This is a genomic window from Bradyrhizobium sp. AUGA SZCCT0169 (assembly GCF_018130085.1).
Taxonomy (GTDB): domain Bacteria; phylum Pseudomonadota; class Alphaproteobacteria; order Rhizobiales; family Xanthobacteraceae; genus Bradyrhizobium.
The window spans coordinates 370,199-387,820 of record NZ_JAFCMC010000001.1 but is presented as its reverse complement, the minus strand read 5'-3'; the positions used below and the strand labels follow the sequence as shown (position 1 = coordinate 387,820).

The window sequence follows — 17,622 nt, the reverse complement described above, 5'->3', positions numbered from 1 at the left end:
TTCGGATTGCTGACGCGGAAAGGTAGGAATGAAACCGACTGACATCTCGGCGCCGGACTACTTTCACAAAGTGGTTGATTGCCAATGGGCCTGCCCCGCTCACACGCCAGTTCCCGAATACATCCGTTTGATTGCCGAGGGGCGTTATAGCGACGCCTACATGATCAACTGGAAATCGAATGTGTTTCCCGGAATTTTGGGACGCACCTGCGATCGCCCGTGCGAGCCGGCCTGCCGCCGCGGCCGCGTCGAGGAAACACCCGTTGCGATCTGCCGGCTGAAGCGCGTCGCCGCCGACTTCAAGGACGACGTCAAGCACCGCATGCCGAAGGTATCGGCGAAGAACGGCAAGCGCGTCGCGCTGATCGGCGGCGGTCCCGCTTCGCTTGCGGTGGCGCGCGATCTTGCGCCGCTCGGCTATCACTGCACGGTGTTCGACGCCGATCCCAAGGCGGGCGGAATGATGCGCAGCCAGATCCCAAAATTCCGGCTGCCGGATTCGGTGATCGACGAAGAAACCGATTACATCCTAAACCTCGGCATCGAGTTCAAGGGCGGTCACCGCATCGACAGCCTGAAGCAGCTGATGGCTGAAAATTATGATGCGATTTTCGTCGGTTCCGGCGCGCCGCGCGGCCGCGAACTCGACATCCCCGGCCGCAAGGAGGCCGCCGCTAATATCCATATAGGCATCGAATGGCTGGCTTCGGTTTCGTTCGGCCATGTCGAGAAGATCGGCCGCCGCGTGATCGTGCTCGGCGGCGGCAACACCGCGATGGATTGCTGCCGCACCGCGCGGCGCCTTGGCGGCGAAGACGTCAAGGTGATCGTGCGTTCCGGCTTTGAGGAAATGAAGGCGAGCCCATGGGAAAAGGAAGACGCCATTCACGAGGACATTCCGATCCTCAATTTCATGGTGCCGGTGGGATTCAAACATGTAGCCGGCAAGCTCATCGGCGTCACCTTCCAGAAGGTGAAGGCGGAATACGACGCCAAGGGCCGGCGTAACCTGGTGCCCGCGGGCGAGCCGGACCAGACCATTCCCTGTGACGACGTGCTGGTCGCGGTCGGGCAGGAAAACGCCTTCCCCTGGATCGAGCGCGACTGCGGCATCGAGTTCGACAAGTGGAACATGCCGCAGGTCGATGCCAAGACGTTCGCATCGACCAATCCGAAAGTCTTCTTCGGCGGTGACGCGGCGTTCGGCCCCAAGAACATCATCTGGGCGGTGGCGCACGGCCACGACGCCGCGCTGTCGATCCACAAGATGCTCTCCGGCGAGGATATCACCGAGCGCCCGCTCCCCGAGGTGCACGTCTCCTCGCAGAAGATGGGAATCCACGAGTGGAGCTACGACAACGACATCTCCGGCGACAAGCGCTACAAGGTGCCGCACCGCGACAAGGTGATTGCGCTCAAGGACATCCGCGCAGAGGTCGAACTCGGCTACGACGTCAAGCTCGCGCTCGGCGAGGCGCAGCGCTGCCTGAACTGCGACGTGCAGACGATTTTCAGCGCGCCCGCCTGCATCGAATGCGACGCCTGCGTCGACATCTGCCCGATGGATTGCATCACCTTCACGGAAAATGGCGAGGAAGAGGATCTGCGGACCCGGCTGAAAGCGCCCTCACCGCGTCACGACCAGGCGCTTTATCTTGCCGACGGGCTCAAGACCGGGCGCGTCATGGTGAAGGACGAAGACGTCTGCCTGCATTGCGGGCTCTGCGCCGAGCGTTGTCCCACCGGAGCCTGGGACATGCAGAAGTACCTCATCGATATGACTCACGCGGGATCACCATGTCAGTCCAAAGCCCGATCAGCAGCGTAAACGACTTCGTCGTCCGTTTCGCCAACGTCAACGGCTCGGGTTCGGCCAGCGCCAACGAGCTGTTCGCGCGCTCGATCCTGCGCCACGGCGTGCCGGTGAGCCCGCGCAACATCTTTCCCTCCAACATCCAGGGCCTGCCGACCTGGTACGAGGTGCGGGTGACCGAGGAAAGCCATCTCGGCGCCCGCGGCGGCGTCGACATGATGGTGGCGATGAACCCGCAGACCTGGGACAAGGACGTCGCCTCGATCGAGCCCGGCGGCTATCTGTTCTACGATTCCACCAAGCCGATGCCGACGTCGAAGTTCCGCGCCGACATCAACGTCATCGGCGTGCCGCTGACCGCGATCACCAACTCGACCTATACCGATCCGCGCCAGCGCCAGCTGTTCAAGAACATCATCTATCTCGGCGCGATGTGCGCCCTGCTCGACATGGACCCGAAGATCGTCGAGCAATTGATATCAGAACAGTACAAGGGCAAGGAAAAGCTTCTCTCCTCGAACGTCCACGCGCTGCATCTCGGCCGTGACTGGGCGCTGCAGAACCTGAAATGCCCCATCGGGCTGCAGGTGAAGAAGGCCGACAAGGTCGGCGACCGCATCTTCATGGAAGGCAACAGCGCGGCCGCGCTCGGCGCCGTCTATGGCGGCGCCACGGTCTGCGCCTGGTATCCGATCACGCCGTCGTCGTCGGTGGCGGAAGCCTTCACCAGCCATTGCAAGAAGCTGCGGCACGACCCCGAAACCGGCAAGGCCAAATACGCCATCGTGCAGGGCGAGGACGAGCTTGCATCGATCGGCATGGTGATCGGCGCCTCCTGGAACGGCGCGCGCGCCTTCACCGCGACTTCCGGACCCGGCGTCTCGCTGATGACCGAGTTCATCGGGCTTTCGTATTTTGCCGAGATTCCCGGCGTGATCATGAACATCCAGCGCGCCGGCCCCTCGACCGGCATGCCGACGCGCACCCAGCAATGCGACATCATCGCCTGTGCGTACGCTTCGCACGGCGACACCAAGCATATCCTGCTGTTCCCGGAAGACCCGGCCGAAGCATTCGAGTTCGCGGCGCAATCGTTCGATCTCGCCGAGCGGCTGCAGACCATGATCTTCCTGATGCTCGACCTCGACATCGGCATGAACCACCGGCTCTGCCGTCCCCTGAAGTGGGACGATTCCAGGCAATATGACCGCGGCAAGGTGATGACCGCAGAGATGCTCGACGAGCCTGGCCGCGATTTCGGCCGCTATCTCGACGTCGACGGCGACGGCATTCCCTACCGCACCTATCCCGGCACGCATCCGACCAAAGGCTCGTTCTTCACCCGCGGCACCTCGCGCGACCGCTATGCGCGCTATTCGGAAGAAGGCGCTGTTTACGCCGACAACATGCAGCGGCTGGTGCGCAAGTTCGAGACCGCGCAGGACATGGTGCCGCGGCCGTTGCAGGCCAACGCCACCAAGCCGACCAAATACGGCGTGATCTATTTCGGCTCGACCGCGCCGGCGATGGACGAGGCGATCGGCCTGCTGGAGGCGCGCGGGCACCAGCTCGACCGCATGCGCATCCGCGCCTTCCCGTTCCACTCCAGCGTCGCCAGCTTCATTGCCGACCATGACTTCGTGTACGTCGTCGAGCAGAATCGCGACGCCCAGCTGCGCCAGTTGATCGTCAACGAGAACGGCATCGATCCGGTGCGGCTGGTGCCGATCCTGCACTATGACGGCACCCCGATCACCGCGCGCTTCATCGCCAGCGCCATCGGCGACCATCAGGACCATCTGAAAGTGACTCCTCTCCGCAAGGCCGTGTCATGACCTACATTGCAAAACCGAAATTCCACCATCCCGGCCTGCCGAAGAACGATCTCGGCTACACCCACAGGGACTACGAGGGCAAGATTTCGACGCTGTGCGCCGGCTGCGGTCACGACTCGATCACCGCCTCGATCATCGAAGCCTGCTTTGAGCTATCGATCGAGCCGCATCGCGTCGCCAAGATCTCCGGCATCGGCTGTTCCTCGAAAACGCCGGATTACTTCCTCGGCAATTCGCACGGCTTCAACTCGGTGCACGGCCGCATGCCGTCGGTCCTGACCGGCGCCAACCTCGCCAACCGCGACCTGATCTATCTCGGCGTCTCCGGCGACGGCGACAGCGCCTCGATCGGCTTCGGCCAGTTCGCCCATTCGATCCGGCGTGGCGTCAACATGACTTATATCGTCGAGAACAACGGCGTTTACGGCCTGACCAAGGGCCAGTTCTCGGCCACCGCCGACCGCGGCTCGAAATCCAAGAAGGGTGTGATGAACACCGACAACGCCATCGACCTGGTGGCGATTGCGCTGCAGCTCGGCGCCAGCTTCGTGGCGCGCAGCTTCTCCGGCGACAAGACCCAGCTGGTGCCGCTGATCGCGGCCGCCATCCGCCACAAGGGCGCGTCGTTCATCGACGTCATCAGCCCTTGCATCGCCTTCAACAACCACGCCGGCTCGACCAAGAGTTTTGACTACGTCCGCGAACATAATGACGCGGTCAACCGCCTCGACGTCATCACGGGTCGCGACCCCATCACCGTCGATTATGCCCCGGGCTCGGTGCAGATGGTGGAGCAGCACGACGGCACCAGGCTGGCGCTGCGCAAGATCGACGCCGATTACGACGCCAACGACCGGCTGGCGGCGATGACCTTCCTGCAGAAGCACGCCGCCAAGGGCCAGGTGGTGACCGGCTTGCTCTACGTCGATCCCGACGCCGAAGACATGCACACCCATCTCGACACCGTCGAGACGCCGCTCAATAAGCTGGAAGCCAAGGAATTGTGCCCGGGCTCGTCAGCGCTGGACAAGATCAACGCCAGCCTGCGGTAGGGCATCTAGTCGTCAGGTCGCAACGTCCATGCATCCTGCGATATGAGCATTAGCCTCGGAAGCAGGCATCGGTTGCTTGCGTACAAGCAATCATCGCGACCGCGCTGCCGACAATAAGCCCGACCGGATTCGCTATCCACGGAATCCGACGGGCGTGCTATGGTTTGTCGACCACGCGTCGATAACTTGCCGCCATAAATTTTCATAATTCCTAGTTGAGAAATATGATGAGGCACAAACCTGCCGCGGTTGCCGCGGCCCTGGCGGCGACGATCTTTTGGACCGTCGGCACAGCAAGCGCAGCCCCCAAAAGCAAGCCGAACCAGATCAAGTACGAATATGTGTCGCCAAAGGACCCGGCACACCAGCCGATCCACGACCAAATGAGGCAGGGTCGCGCACTCGAACACCTGCAGGAACTGCTCAGTCCACTCCGCCTTTCCTACCCGCTGACGCTGAAGGTCGCGGGTTGCGATGGCGCCGCAAACGCCTGGTACGGCGATGAAGTCATCACCGTGTGTTACGAAATGCTGGCGGACATCCTGAAGGGCGCGCCACCGCAAGACCTTCCCGGCGGATTATCCCGGGCGGACACGGTGCTGGGCCCAATTCTCGCGGTGTTCCTGCACGAGACCGCGCATGCGGTTTTCAACATGCTGCAAATACCTGTGCTCGGCCGCGAGGAAGATGCCGCCGATCAATTCGCCGCCTACGTCATGCTTCGACTAAGCAAGGACGAGGCCCGCAGAACGATCCTGGGCTACGCCTATCACCATGCGATTCAGATGCCGGGACCGCAGGTCACCGTTCCTATCCAATCGCTTTCAGGTGAACATTCGACGCCGGCCCAGCGAGCGTTCAACATTCTGTGCATCGCCTATGGCGCAGACAAGACGTTGTTTGCCGATGTCGTCGAAAAGGGCTTCCTGCCCAAGGACCGGGCCGAAGTCTGCGCAAGGGAATACGATGACCTCAACTTTGCCATGACAAAGCTGATCAAGCCGCATATTGACCAGCGCCTGGCCGGAAAATTTCACGGAACCTGGGCACGAACCGTCAGCGCCCGTCGCGCAAATCTGGCGCGTCGATAGGATTTGGGGACGCGGGAGCAGCTGACACCCAACCCACCCCGCGGCTGGCCAGCGAATTGCGCCTCGGCTCGTCAGCGCTGGAAAAGATCAACGCCGGCCTGCGGCAGAGCGGAACGTACGAAGAAAGGGTCTGCCGAGTGCAGCCGACCTTATTGTGCGCGTCTCAATGCGGTTGCACTGGTAGCAACGGAAAACCTTGATGAGTGGCTTGGCCCCGATAGCGGGCAGCTTGCCTAACAGCCGCATTTCGGCGTGGCACTTTTCGCATACCCGGATTTCCCGTATTTGCTGGCCCATCTCGATATGATGTGTACGAAACCCGTCGGAACAATGGAGTTTTGCTCCGTAAGACTACGGCAAAAGAAAAGCCGCCCCCTGCCGAGAGGACGGCGATTAAGGGAGTCTTAGGCTAGTCGTGCCGATGATCGACCTCAGGTGAACGCTCAAGGAAGAGGTTCCGCCGTGCTCAGAGACGGCACTTATGCGGCATGGTTCAAGACCCCCGTAAGCCAAGGCACTGGCATCGTCCATGTTGCAGACGGCAGGATCTGGGGGCGCGACGGCGTCATGACCTACGAGGGGTCATGCGAAGTCGAGGGAGACCGATTCACCGCGGTCGTCATTACAAGAAAACACACCGACGGGCTGCCAACCGTATTCGGCGATGATCAGGAGCTCGAGCTTAAGCTGCAGGGAACGTGCACCGGCAAGATAGCGACCTACACCGGAACGGCGGCACAGTTCCCGGGCCTGCTCCTGGAGGGAACGCTGATTTACAACGAGCAGACGCGCGCCGCGGAGGCGAGCGAGCCCATACCCCCGTTCGATCCGCACAAACTGCCGAAATTACCGACGCGCGGGCGCTGATCGCTCGGGATCGCCGGCGTGGCTACGCCACCGCGGCCAGCCCGCGCGGGTTGGCGACGTATTCCTTCAGCACCTTGCCTGTCGCGTCGACCTCGACCAGCGAGACGTTGTAGGTCCAGAGGTCGGCGAGGTGCTGCAGCACGCGCTTGGCGTCGGTGTCATTGAGCTGCGCGCCGTTCAGCACGGTATGGCGCAGCATCAGATGACGGTCGCCGGCGAGGTCAACATCGACGACTTCGATGTTGGCGTCGATGAAGCCGACGTCGTATGACCGTGACAGGGCGCGGCGCACGCGCCGATAACCGCGCTCGTCGTGGATCGCATCGACCCGGATGCCGGCGGTCTCGGCTGGATCGTCATGCAAGTGGAACATGCGGAAGTGCCGCATCAGCCGCGGTGATAGGAACTGGCTGATGAAGCTCTCGTCGCGGTAATTGGCCCAGACATCGCGGAGGACGCCCATCGTATCGCCCTTGCCGGCGATATCCGGAAACCATTCGCGATCCTCGTCCTCGGGATTGGTCACGATGCGCTCGATATCCTGCATCATCGCAAAACCGAGCGCGTAGGGGTTGAAGCCCGAGAAATATTTACTGTCGAAGTCGGGTTGGAACACGACGTTAGTATGCGACGACAGGAATTCGAGGAAATTGCCGTCGGAGAGCTGCCCCTGCAGGTGCAGCCGGTTCATGATGCGGTAATGGACGTAGGTCGCGGTGCCCTCGTTCATGACCTTGGTCTGGCTCTGCGGGTAAAAATACTGTGCGATGTGCCGCACGATGCGCAGCAGCTCGCGCTGCCACGGCGCCAGGCGCGGCGCGGTCTTTTCCAGGAAGTACAGGATGTTTTCCTGCGGCAGGCCGAGCAGCGCGCGGCGGCGATCGGCGCTCAGCGTTGCCACGCTCTTGACCGGCCCGGTCGGAATGGTCCGCCACAAATCATTGAACACGCTTTCTTCGTGCTGGCGGCGGTACTGGGCCCGCTTCTCCTCGACGCGCAGATCCGGCAGCTTCTTGCCGGGATAGCGGTTGATGCCATGCGACATCAGCGCGTGGGCCGCATCGAGCGTCTGCTCGACCGCCAGCCGGCCGTGACGCTCCTCGCACTGCGCGACATAGGTCTTGGCGAATTCGAGATAATCGAGAATGCCGTCGGCGTCGGTCCACTGCTTGAACAGATAATTGTTCTTGAAGAAATGATTGTGGCCGAAGGCGGCGTGCGCGATCACCAGCGTCTGCATGGTCGCGGTGTTCTCCTCCATCAAATAGGAGATGCACGGCGACGAGTTGATGACGATCTCATAGGCCAGGCCCATCAGGCCCTTGCGGTAGGACGCCTGCTGATAGGCGAAGTGCTTGCCGAACGACCAATGCTTGTAGAACAAGGGCATGCCGACCGAGCAATAGGCGTCGAGCATCTGCTCGGCCGTGATCACCTCGATCTGGTTCGGATAGACATTGAGCCCAAGCTCGGACTCCGCGATCTCCTCGCAGGCGTCATGGATCCGCTGCAGCGTCGGGAAATCCCAATCAGCACCCTGAAACAGCCGTTCGCCTGTCATGGTGCCCTCTCCTGTCTTACGCGGCGCTGGAAGAGATCGTGAAACACCGGGAAGATTTCGCTGCGCTCGCAGACCTTGCGCATCGACAGCGGCGCACCGGCGAGGCGCAGGCGCTCGTACAGCGTCCATAGCGACGAGTCCGGCATCTCGAAAGTCAGCCCGGCATCCTGGCCGACCTCGAGATAGGCAAAGAACTGGCTGACGGGCAGAATCTTCTCGGTCAGCAGCCGGCCCGCCACCTCGCCGTCGGACGTGGAGTTGTCGCCATCGGAAGCCTGCGCGGCGTAGATATTCCAGTCCGCCGGGCGGAACCGCGAACGCACGATCTCGTGCATCTCCTGCAGCGCACTCGACACCAGCGTGCCGCCCGATGCCGGGCCATGGAAGAATGTATCCTCGTCCACCTCTTCGGCGCGGTCGGTATGACGGATAAAGACGATCTCGACATGGCGATAGCGCCGCTTCAGGAAGACATAGAGCAGCGTGTAGAAGCGCTTGGCGAGGTCCTTCATGTGCTCGGTCATCGAGCCCGAGACGTCCATCAGGCAGAACATCACGGCCTGGGCAATCGGCTTCGGCGTGGTCTCGAACCGCCGGTACCGGATGTCGATCGGATCGATGAACGGGATCCGCTTGGCCTTGGCCTTCAGGGTTTCAATCTCGGCCAGCAGTTCGGCGCGGCGCGCCTCGTCGCCGCAAATCAGCAGTTCGGCTTCAAGCGCCGCAATCTCTTCCGGCTTCGGCCGCCGCAGTGCCACCCGCCGCGCCATCGCGCGGCTCACGGTACGGGAAATGGAAATATTCGCCGGCGAACCCGACGTCGCATAACCGGCCCGGCGGATTCCTTCGCTCTCCACCTCGGCAAGCTTGCGCTTGGCGAGATCAGGCAATTCGAGATCGTCCAGAAACAGGTCGACGAATTCCTCGCGGCTGAGAACGAAGCGGAACGCGTCTTCGCTGTCGCCCTCCCCCGCGCCACCGGCCTTGCCGCCCGAGCCGCCCGAGCGCGGCAGCATGTCGCCTTCGATGAACTTCTTGTTTCCGGGAAGTATCATGTCGCGGGTGCCGCCTTCACGGCGGAACCGCGGCTCGTCCATGCCGTCGAGCGGGATGCTGACCTCGCCGCCTTCCAGGACATCCTTGATGTCCCGGTCGTGCGAGGTCTTCTTCACCGCCTGCTGAACCAGCGCCTTTGCCCGGCGCAGGAACCGCTGACGGTTCTCGAGACTCTTGCTGCCCGGATTTAGCCGCCGGTCAACGATGTGAATAGCAACCACTTCGCATCCGCCTCAGCCGGCTTGCTTCACGCGCATATACCATTCGACGAGTCGGCGGACCTGGCGTTCGGTGTAACCGCGGTCCACCATCCGCGCGACGAAATCGTCGTGCTTCTTCTCGGTTTCGCCGTCCTTTTTCGAGCCGAACGAAATGACGGGCAGCAGATCTTCCACTTGCGAGAATATCCGCTTTTCGATCACCTCGCGAACCTTTTCATAGCTGGTCCAGCCCGGATTCTTGCCGCCATTCTGGGCCCGCGACCGCAGCGAGAACTTCACGACCTCGTTACGGAAGTCCTTCGGATTGGCGATACCCGCAGGCTTTTCGATCTTGGTCAGCTCCTGATTGAGCAATTCGCGATCGAGCAATTGTCCGGTGTCGGGATCCTTGAAGTCCTGATCCTCGATCCAGGCATCGGCGTAATCCACGTAGCGGTCGAACAGGTTCTGGCCATAATCCGAATAGGATTCGAGATAGGCCTTCTGAATCTCGTTTCCGATGAATTCGGCATATCGCGGCACCAGTTCGGCCTTGATAAATTCGAGGTAGCGCTTTTCGGTTTCATCAGGGAGCTGCTCGCGACGGATCGACTGTTCCAGCGCATACATCAGGTGAACGGCATCCGCGCCGACTTCCGACGTATCGTGATTGTAGGTTGCGGCGAGCACCTTGAACGCAAAGCGGGTCGAGACGCCGTCCATGCCTTCGTCGACGCCGGCGGCATCCTTGTATTCCTGGACGCTGCGGGCCTTGGGATCGGACTCTTTCAGGCTTTCGCCGTCATAAACCCGCATCTTTGCAAACACGGTGGAGTTTTCGTGACGTCGCAGCCGCGACATGACCGAGAAGCGCGCCAGCGTCTCCAGCGTCGACGGCGCGCAGGGCGCGGCGGCGAGTTCAGAGCCCTGGATCAGTTTCTCGTAGATCTTCTGTTCCTCGGTGACGCGCAGGCAATACGGCACCTTGATGACGCAGATGCGGTCGATGAAGGCTTCGTTGTTCTTGTTGGTCTTGAAGCTCTGCCATTCGGATTCGTTGGAGTGCGCAAGAATGACGCCGGTAAAGGGAATCGCACCGATATTCTCGGTTCCGATATAGTTGCCTTCCTGCGTCGCCGTCAGCAGCGGATGCAGCATCTTGATCGGCGCCTTGAACATCTCGACGAATTCGAGGATGCCCTGGTTGGCGCGGTTCAAGCCGCCGGAATAGCTGTAGGCGTCGGGGTCGTTCTGGGCAAAGGTTTCCAGCTTGCGGATGTCGACCTTGCCGACCAGCGACGAGATGTCCTGGTTGTTTTCATCACCTGGCTCGGTCTTGGCGACCGCGATCTGCCGCAGCCGCGACGGCTGGATCTTGGCGACACGGAATTGCGAGATGTCGCCGCCGAACGATTCGAGCCGCTTGTAGCACCACGGGCTCATCAGCCCGGTGAGGCGGCGGCGCGGAATGCCGTATTTTTCCTCGAGCATCGGCCCGAGTGTTTCCGGATCGAACAGGCTGAGCGGACTTTCGAAGACCGGGCTTAACTCATCACCAGCCTTCAAAACGTAAATGGGGTGAACTTCCATCAACGCCTTCAAACGTTCGGCGAGCGATGACTTGCCGCCGCCGACCGGTCCGAGCAGATAGAGTATCTGCTTGCGCTCTTCGAGGCCTTGAGCGGCGTGCCGGAAGAACCCGACGATGCGCTCGATCGTTTCTTCCATGCCATAGAAGCCGGCGAAGGCCGGATAGGTGCGCATGGTGCGGTTCAAAAAAATACGGCCAAGGCGTTGGTCCCTGGCCGTGTCGATCATCTGAGGTTCGCCGATTGCCGCTAGCAACCGTTCGGCCGCATTCGCATATTTAAGCGGATCGCTTCGACACGATTCCAGATAATCCGCCATCGACATGTCGCTCTGACTTCTGGCTTCGAAGGAGCGGGCGAAGGCGTTGAACAGAGAATCGTTGTACATAGATTCATCTCCTCATGGTTCAGCTATAACGTAGGATGCGCTGGCCAAGTTCCAAGCCCCGGCAAGCCTCCTGCGTATCCAATCGCGAATCACCAACAGCAGATGTGATATCTGACACGCGAGTGACTCCATCACGCAATGCAATAGTCGTGCTAAACGACTCCGCAGCTCAAGAATGTGCTGGAATCCACCGAATCTGTAACCGGAGTGCAACATGCGGCATCCGGAGAAGTACTGGTTTTTCAGGTAGATGAACGAACCTGCAGAGTTCGCGCGGTCGAATACGCGCCGCCGCAATGCTTGTCGATTCATTAATGCGCGCCGCGCGCGGCGTCCGTTCAGCGCGTTGGACCATAACGGACGATCTGAGATCCAGATCACTCCAGGCTGCGTCATCCTCGGCAGATCATCTCTCTGTTCGGTGTCGTTCGACGAATCCAAACGCGCAAATTCCGTTTCTGGGGCTTATGCCACTCACCACGACGGGTGACGTTTGCGTTCTCGTCGGCATGAAGGCCGTCAAGGCGGCGTTCATTGCGACTGTAATCAAGTCCCGAACGCGGCGAACCGATACAAGAGGCTCGCGCGCTAGTACTTTTGGATTAGTCCGGCGCAACCAATTTGCAGATCCTCCTGAGTGCGGCGCAAAACGAACCCGCGCTGCCGCCAATCGGCACAGCTGTGCTCCAGGTCACGGTCCGAATTGGACACCGGCCGGGATTTATTGTGCAAGGCACAATGCGGGCAAATCATGGGGCGCGAACGGGCGCATCGCCCAATATTTAGGCAACCGGCTGCCTGCAGCGGTTTCCCGCCAACTGCCTGAAATTGAACGCAGCCGCGGCCACCTGCGACCAATGAGCAGATTGAAGCCACACCTTGGCGGCGCCTGGCGCCGCACCACTTCGGTGCGGACGGTCGGTGTGTCACGCATCTAGGGACGATCATGAAGCGTATCTTCCTGTGCACCCTCACGCTGGCCGCGATGGCCTCGCTTGCCGGGCCCAGCCATGCTCAGGACGGCGTCGTGAAGGCAAAAGCTGCCGCCTTCGACAACAGGGTGTTCGCCGGCCCCCTCGGTCAAAAGACCTATGCCTGTTTCGTGCGTCGCTATGACGCCAACCACCTGGCGCAGCACCCCAAGCAAAAAGTCAGCGCCATGAAGCTGCTGGTCACCGCCGAAAATCCGCCGGAAGAGAAGATCACCAATTACTCCTTCCGCATCGGCGTCAAATATCGGCATCGGCCGGGCAATTTCGACTCCAGCGGTTATTGCAACCATGTCGTCACCGAGGACAAAGGCAACGAAATCCACTTCGGCTGCGGCGTCGATTGCGACGGCGGCGGCATCGATATCGCGATGAAGGACGACAAATCAGCCATCATCCAGCTGGAGCGGATCAGGATCTGGGACCGCAACAAGCCCGACGACGATTCCAGCAATGATCTGGTGGCAGGCGCCGACGACAAGATTTTCCGGGTCGACCGCGCCGATTTGCGCGAATGTGCCGAACTCGTGACCGACCGCAAGGAACTCGCGGCGCTCAGGCATAAGTGACAGCTTTTAGGCAATCGAGTTGGAAGACGTCATGCATCGACGCAGCATCTTGTGGGCCACGGCGTCCGCTTTCGGTACCGCCTTTGCTGCCTCGCGCGCCGGCGCGGCGACCGAGGCGCCGCCGACGAAAAAACTGAAAGTGGTCTATCACCTCAACGACCTCGACAAGGTGAGCTTTGTCGTCGGCAACATCCAGAACCATCTCGACGGCGTCGGCGGGCCCGACAACGTCACCATCGCTCTGGTCGTTCACGGCCAGGCGCTACGCGCGTTCCACGCCTCCGCGGCCAATCCCGATCTGGCACGGCATGTCGGCCAGTTCGCCAGGGCCGGAATTGAACTCGCCGTCTGCGGCAACACCATGAAATCCCAGAAAGTCGGCCTCGCCGATCTCTTGCCGGGCTTCATTTCCGCCGATCAGGGCGGCGTGGTGCGCATCGCCGAGTTGCAATCGCAGGGCTATCTCTATCTGCGACCCTGATCGCAATCCGCGATCGTGATCGCAATCTGCGATCGTGACCGCGGCGTCCGCTTTCCCGTCACAAAATTGTGCTGGATTTCGGCAACTTCCCGGGCGCTCGTCCCGCGGATCGAACTGACATAAATGGCGTTATCCCACCGGATACACCCTTTCCGACCAGCAGCCATTCAATCGACTTGCCGTCCACTTGCCATCCAATTGTTGACATTCCCGCCTCGCACCCGAAAGCTGCCGGGGAACCCGAAACCGACGACCGGACAGAACAGGCATCATGAATCCCGTCAAAGCACTCGAAAACCATGGTCAGGCCGTCTGGCTGGATTTCCTCGCCCGCGGCTTCGTCGCCAAGGACGATCTGAAGAATTTGATCGACACCGATGGCGTCAAAGGCATGACATCGAACCCCGCGATCTTCGAGAAAGCCATCGGCAGTTCGGACGAATATGACAGCGCGATCGGCCAGGCGCTGAAAAAGGGCGACCGCCCGGTCGCCGATCTGTTCGAACACGTCGCCATTGAAGACATCCAGAACGCCGCTGACGTGTTGCGGCCGGTCTACGACCGACTGAAGGGCGAAGACGGTTTCGTCAGTCTCGAGGTCTCGCCCTATCTGGCGATGGACACCAAAGGCACCATCGCCGAGGCCGAGCGGCTGTGGAAGGACGTCAAGCGCAGGAATTTGATGGTGAAGGTGCCGGCGACGCCGGAAGGCCTGCCTGCGATCGAGCATCTGATCGGCGAAGGCATCAGCATCAACATCACGCTATTGTTCTCGCAAAAGGTCTATCGCCAGGTGGCGGAAGCCTATCTCGACGGGCTGGAGAAACTCGTCGCTGAGGGTGGTGATCCCTCGGGTGTGGCCAGTGTCGCCAGCTTCTTCGTCAGCCGGATCGACAGCGCCGTCGACAAGCAGCTCGACGAGAAGATCGCAAAGGCCAACGACCCCAGCGAAAAGGAACGCCTGAGCGTGCTCAAGGGCAAGGTCGCGATCGCGAACGCCAAGATGGCCTATCAGGACTACAAGGGCCTGTTTTCGGGCGCGCGCTGGGACAAGCTCAAGGCCAAGGGTGCAAAACCGCAGCGGCTGTTGTGGGCTTCGACCGGCACCAAGAACAAGGACTACAGCGACGTTCTCTATGTCGAAGAACTTATCGGCCCCAACACCGTCAACACCGTGCCGCCGGCGACGCTGGACGCATTCCGCGATCACGGCAAGGTGCGTGACAGCCTTGAAGAAAATGTCGAGGACGCCCGACGGGTACTGGAGGAATTGGAAAAGTCCGGCATCTCGCTCGACGCGATCACGGCCGAATTGGTCACGGACGGTGTCAAGCTGTTCGCCGACGCCGCCGACAAGCTCTACGGCGCGGTCGCCCACAAGCGCGCGGCGTCGCTCGGCGCGGGCATCGACAGGCAGCAATTGGCGCTTGGCGACGGCATCAAGAAAGCCGTCGAGAAGAGCACCGAGGACTGGCGGGCGTCAGCGAGAATCCGCCGGCTCTGGCACAAAGACAAATCGGTCTGGAGCAACGACGACGAAAATAAGTGGCTGGGCTGGTTGAACAGCCCGGCTGCCGCTGATGTCGCCGACTACGAGGATTTTGCCCGGCGCGTGAAGGGACAGAACTTTTCGGACGCCATCGTGCTCGGCATGGGCGGATCGAGCCTCGGTCCGGAAGTGCTGGCGGAAACATTCCCGAAGAAATCCGGCTTCCCGAAACTGCACGTGCTCGACTCCACCGACCCCGCGCAGGTCCGCGCGATGGAGAAGAAGGTCGACCTGGCAAAGACCCTGTTCATCGTTTCCAGCAAATCCGGCGGCACTACCGAGCCGAATGCGATGAAGGATTATTTCTTCGATCGCGTTGCCAAGACCATCGGCGCCGACAAGGCCGGCCATCGCTTCATCGCGGTGACCGACCCCGGCTCATCGCTGGAGAAGGTCGCGACCAAGCAGGGTTTCGCCCGCATCTTCTACGGTGATCCCTCGATCGGCGGACGCTACTCGGTGCTGTCGCCGTTCGGGCTGGTGCCGGCGGCGGTCGCCGGCATCGATGTCAAAAGCCTGACCAAGCACACGCTGGCGATGGTGCGCTCCTGCGGCGCCGACGTGCCGCCGCACGAAAACCCGGGTGTGCAGCTCGGCCTTGCGCTCGGCCTCGCCGGGCTCGAAGGCCGCGACAAGGTGACGATATCCTCGTCGAAGAAGATTGCCGATTTCGGCGCCTGGGCGGAGCAATTGATCGCGGAGTCCACCGGCAAGGACGGCAAGGGCCTGATCCCGATCGACGGCGAGCCGCTCGCCGATCCCGCCATCTACGGCGACGACCGCTTCTTCATCGATATCCGAACCGAAGGTGAAGTCGATGCGGCACACGACGACAAGCTGGCCGCCCTCGAGGCCGCCGGGCATCCGGTGGTCCGCATCGTGATGAAATCGATCGACCATATCGGCCAGGAGTTCTTCCGCTTCGAGATGGCGACCGCCGTCGCCGGCGCCATCCTCGGCATCAATCCGTTCAACCAGCCTGATGTCGAGGCGGCCAAGATCAAGACGCGCGAACTGACTGCGGCGTTCGAGAAGACGGGTTCGCTGCCGGCCGAGCAGCCGGTGGTCGCAACCGCCGAGGCCGACATCTACACCGACGAAGCCAATGCAGCCGCGCTGCGCAAGGCCGGCGCCAATGGCACTCTGGAATCTTGGATCAAGGCGCATCTGACGCGTCCCGGCAGCGGCGACTATTTTGCGCTGCTGGCCTATATCGCGCGCGACGGCGGCTCGATCGACACCCTGCAGAAGATGCGGCTGGCGGTGCGTGACGTCAGGCATGTCGCGACCTGCGCCGAATTCGGACCGCGCTTCCTGCATTCGACCGGCCAGGCCTACAAGGGTGGGCCCGACAGCGGCGTGTTCCTGCAGATCACCGCCGACGATGCCAAGGACCTGGCCGTGCCCGGCCAGAAGGCGAGTTTTGGCGTCGTCAAGGCGGCCCAGGCGCGCGGCGATTTCGACGTGCTGACCGAACGCGGCCGGCGCGCATTGCGGGTTCATCTCAAGGGCGACCTCAAGCCGGCGCTTGCCGCGCTGGATGCCGCGATATCGGAAGCGCTCAATTAGGGAAGTATTGGCATGCAGCTTGGCATGATCGGCCTCGGCCGGATGGGCGGCAACATCGTGCGGCGGCTGATGAGGAACGGCCACACGTCAGTGGTCTACGACAAGGATTCCAAGGCCGTTGCCGCGCTGGCGGCCGAAGGCGCTGCCGGCGCCGAGACGCTGGAAGCTTTCGTGGCGAAACTGGAAAAGCCGCGCACCGCCTGGGTGATGCTGCCGGCCGGCAAGATCACCGAAGCCACCATCGACGCACTGGCCACGCTGATGGAGCCCGGCGACGTCATCATCGACGGCGGCAACACGTTCTGGCAGGACGACGTCCGCCGCGGCAAGACGCTGAAAGAACGCGGCCTGCATTATGTCGACGTCGGCACCAGCGGCGGCGTCTGGGGCATCGAACGCGGCTATTGCATGATGATCGGCGGCGACAAGGCCGTGGTCGACCGGCTCGATCCGATCTTCAAGACGCTGGCGCCGGGGATCGGCGACATTCCGCGCACCGGCGGCCGCGACGGCCGCGATCCCCGCATCGAGCAAGGCTATATCCATGCCGGCCCCAGCGGCGCCGGCCATTTCGTCAAGATGATCCATAACGGCATCGAGTATGGGCTGATGCAGGCCTACGCCGAGGGTTTTGACATTCTCAAGAACGCCAATATCGAGGCGCTGCCCGCCGAGCATCGCTTCGATCTCGACATTGCCGATATCGCCGAGGTGTGGCGGCGCGGCAGCGTGATCCCCTCCTGGCTGCTCGATCTCACTTCGTCGGCGCTCGCCGAGAACCAGACGCTGGATAATTATTCCGGCCATGTCGAGGATTCCGGCGAAGGCCGCTGGACCGTCAATGCCGCGATCGACGAGGCGGTGCCGGCCGAGGTGCTGACGGCCGCGCTCTACGCCCGCTTCCGCTCGCGCAAGGACCATACATTCGCGGAGAAGATCCTTTCCGCGATGCGCGCAGGCTTCGGCGGTCATAAGGAGCCGCCGAAGAAGCCGGACTCGAAGGCTTAACGCCC

Annotated in this window: 12 protein-coding genes; 9 read left to right on the top strand and 3 right to left on the bottom strand. The window is 61.6% G+C overall.

Annotation, left to right across the window (positions count from 1 at the left end; translation table 11 throughout):
* The first annotated feature begins 28 nt into the window (after positions 1-28).
* The 5 genes from JQ609_RS01840 (at position 29) to JQ609_RS01820 (ending at position 6,658) form a co-directional block, all read left to right on the top strand.
* Positions 29-1,828, top strand: a complete 1,800-nt coding sequence (locus JQ609_RS01840) for an FAD-dependent oxidoreductase (protein WP_212271795.1) — start codon at positions 29-31, stop codon at positions 1,826-1,828.
* Entirely contained in the window at positions 1,798-3,648 is a 1,851-nt protein-coding gene (locus JQ609_RS01835; protein ID WP_212206412.1) for a 2-oxoacid:acceptor oxidoreductase subunit alpha, read from the top strand. Before JQ609_RS01840 ends, JQ609_RS01835 begins: the two co-directional genes overlap by 31 nt.
* Positions 3,645-4,700, top strand: coding sequence for a 2-oxoacid:ferredoxin oxidoreductase subunit beta (locus JQ609_RS01830; protein WP_212206410.1), 1,056 nt, complete (start codon positions 3,645-3,647; stop codon positions 4,698-4,700). The genes JQ609_RS01835 and JQ609_RS01830 overlap by 4 nt, the downstream gene beginning before the upstream one ends.
* 224 nt (positions 4,701-4,924) lie before the next feature.
* Positions 4,925-5,791, top strand: a complete 867-nt coding sequence (locus JQ609_RS01825) for a DUF4344 domain-containing metallopeptidase (protein ID WP_212271794.1) — start codon at positions 4,925-4,927, stop codon at positions 5,789-5,791.
* A gap of 462 nt (positions 5,792-6,253) precedes the next feature.
* A complete protein-coding gene (locus JQ609_RS01820) occupies positions 6,254-6,658 on the top strand; it encodes a hypothetical protein (RefSeq protein ID WP_212271793.1) in 405 nt (134 codons plus the stop codon).
* Between the two features lie 22 nt (positions 6,659-6,680).
* On the opposite strand, the gene JQ609_RS01815 is transcribed toward JQ609_RS01820, so the two are convergent.
* Genes JQ609_RS01815 through JQ609_RS01805 form a run of 3 tightly spaced genes read right to left on the bottom strand, consistent with a single transcriptional unit; the run spans position 6,681 to position 11,452 of the window.
* Positions 6,681-8,219, bottom strand: coding sequence for a SpoVR family protein (locus JQ609_RS01815; protein ID WP_212206399.1), 1,539 nt, complete (start codon positions 8,217-8,219; stop codon positions 6,681-6,683).
* On the bottom strand, positions 8,216-9,487 hold the full coding sequence (locus JQ609_RS01810; RefSeq protein ID WP_212271830.1) for a YeaH/YhbH family protein: 1,272 nt from the start codon (positions 9,485-9,487) through the stop codon (positions 8,216-8,218). Before JQ609_RS01810 ends, JQ609_RS01815 begins: the two co-directional genes overlap by 4 nt.
* Before the next feature lie 21 nt (positions 9,488-9,508).
* A complete protein-coding gene (locus JQ609_RS01805; RefSeq protein WP_192740101.1) occupies positions 9,509-11,452 on the bottom strand; it encodes a PrkA family serine protein kinase in 1,944 nt (647 codons plus the stop codon).
* Between the two features lie 946 nt (positions 11,453-12,398).
* On the opposite strand from JQ609_RS01805, the gene JQ609_RS01800 reads away from it, so the two are divergent.
* The 4 genes from JQ609_RS01800 to gnd all read left to right on the top strand — a co-directional run bounded on the left by JQ609_RS01800 (position 12,399) and on the right by gnd (position 17,617).
* Positions 12,399-13,010: a hypothetical protein gene (locus JQ609_RS01800; protein WP_212271792.1), complete on the top strand. Its 612-nt coding sequence runs from the start codon at positions 12,399-12,401 to the stop codon at positions 13,008-13,010.
* Between the two features lie 31 nt (positions 13,011-13,041).
* Positions 13,042-13,491, top strand: coding sequence for a DsrE family protein (locus JQ609_RS01795; RefSeq protein ID WP_212271791.1), 450 nt, complete (start codon positions 13,042-13,044; stop codon positions 13,489-13,491).
* A gap of 271 nt (positions 13,492-13,762) precedes the next feature.
* The gene (locus JQ609_RS01790) at positions 13,763-16,609 is read left to right on the top strand and encodes a bifunctional transaldolase/phosoglucose isomerase (RefSeq protein ID WP_212271790.1); all 2,847 of its coding nucleotides are present in this window, start codon (positions 13,763-13,765) and stop codon (positions 16,607-16,609) included.
* A 12-nt stretch (positions 16,610-16,621) separates the two neighbouring features.
* The gene (gene gnd, locus JQ609_RS01785) at positions 16,622-17,617 is read left to right on the top strand and encodes a phosphogluconate dehydrogenase (NAD(+)-dependent, decarboxylating) (RefSeq protein WP_212271789.1); all 996 of its coding nucleotides are present in this window, start codon (positions 16,622-16,624) and stop codon (positions 17,615-17,617) included.
* The last annotated feature ends 5 nt before the right edge of the window (positions 17,618-17,622 follow it).

Excerpts from the sequence above, each read along its gene's own strand:
- JQ609_RS01840 (WP_212271795.1), top strand. The coding sequence starts at position 29 with ATGAAACCGACTGACATCTCGGCGCCGGACTACTTTCACAAAGTGGTT.
- JQ609_RS01835 (WP_212206412.1), top strand. The coding sequence starts at position 1,798 with ATGTCAGTCCAAAGCCCGATCAGCAGCGTAAACGACTTCGTCGTCCGT.
- JQ609_RS01830 (WP_212206410.1), top strand. The coding sequence starts at position 3,645 with ATGACCTACATTGCAAAACCGAAATTCCACCATCCCGGCCTGCCGAAG.
- JQ609_RS01825 (WP_212271794.1), top strand. The coding sequence starts at position 4,925 with ATGATGAGGCACAAACCTGCCGCGGTTGCCGCGGCCCTGGCGGCGACG.
- JQ609_RS01815 (WP_212206399.1), bottom strand. The coding sequence starts at position 8,219 with ATGACAGGCGAACGGCTGTTTCAGGGTGCTGATTGGGATTTCCCGACG.
- JQ609_RS01805 (WP_192740101.1), bottom strand. The coding sequence starts at position 11,452 with ATGTACAACGATTCTCTGTTCAACGCCTTCGCCCGCTCCTTCGAAGCC.
- JQ609_RS01800 (WP_212271792.1), top strand. The coding sequence starts at position 12,399 with ATGAAGCGTATCTTCCTGTGCACCCTCACGCTGGCCGCGATGGCCTCG.
- JQ609_RS01795 (WP_212271791.1), top strand. The coding sequence starts at position 13,042 with ATGCATCGACGCAGCATCTTGTGGGCCACGGCGTCCGCTTTCGGTACC.
- JQ609_RS01790 (WP_212271790.1), top strand. The coding sequence starts at position 13,763 with ATGAATCCCGTCAAAGCACTCGAAAACCATGGTCAGGCCGTCTGGCTG.
- gnd (WP_212271789.1), top strand. The coding sequence starts at position 16,622 with ATGCAGCTTGGCATGATCGGCCTCGGCCGGATGGGCGGCAACATCGTG.